1 protein-coding gene is annotated in these 721 nt (G+C 40.9%); it reads right to left on the bottom strand.

From position 1 onward, the window contains the following. Positions 1 to 77: 77 nt before the first annotated feature. Positions 78 to 323 (bottom strand): AraC family ligand binding domain-containing protein, encoded by a 246-nt coding sequence (locus OGV85_RS01120; protein ID WP_286552925.1) that lies wholly within the window; start codon positions 321 to 323, stop codon positions 78 to 80. Positions 324 to 721 lie beyond the last annotated feature (398 nt).

The following is a 721-nucleotide window of genomic DNA, read 5'->3' as shown; positions in this document are numbered from 1 at the left end:
CTTCTTCATGGGGATGTCCTCATGTGGCTTATGAAGACATTACTAACATCGGGGTGTACTAATCAACGGGGAGCAGGTCAACCGGTATGCATTTCGTCAGCATTGACCAGAATAATAGTGTCTTGTGGGGCGATGTGATTTGCTCCCGTACGGTAGAAACTCTGTGCACCGCGTTCAATTACACCTACAGTGTATCCTTCATGGCTATGACGGGAAAAAGTCTGGGTCTCATATTTAGCGTCGAGTAGCTCAATTCCACCAAGTTCATCTGCCACTTGAAACTTTGCACTTTCCTTTGACTTTAGGGTGTGTTGCTTATCCATAATCCACTCTTTATATGACAACAATTTAGTTTATACAAAAAATTACTTCGTGTTTTGTACAAAACTGCTCAAATGACTGAGTATAAAGTGATCAATATATTGTGTTTTATTGCCTAGTTTGTAGTAACTCGTATTGTTTCTGGTCAGAAAACTAAACCTACTGATATCTGGAATAAACAGCTTGGAGACTGGATAACTGTTATCTTAGCCTAAAATGATGGATAGTTGTATTGTGTATTGCTCGGCATGCTGTAACGCTGAAATGCCCCATACCTTCACAGAGCGAAAGTTCACTCACAATATGTGATTGTACGTTTGCCGGCACTGTTGCAAATAGTCGGTGGTGATAAACTTATCATCCCCTTTTGCTGATGGAGCTGCACATGAACCCATTCAAA

Origin of the sequence: Citrobacter sp. Cf132, assembly GCF_030333885.1 — a bacterium.
Lineage (GTDB): Bacteria > Pseudomonadota > Gammaproteobacteria > Enterobacterales > Enterobacteriaceae > Citrobacter > Citrobacter freundii.
The sequence above is the reverse complement of the archived record's forward strand: the minus strand, read 5'-3'. Positions and strand labels throughout refer to the sequence as shown.

Coding starts and splice junctions, on each gene's coding strand:
- OGV85_RS01120 (WP_286552925.1), bottom strand. CDS start 323: ATGGATAAGCAACACACCCTAAAGTCAAAGGAAAGTGCAAAGTTTCAA.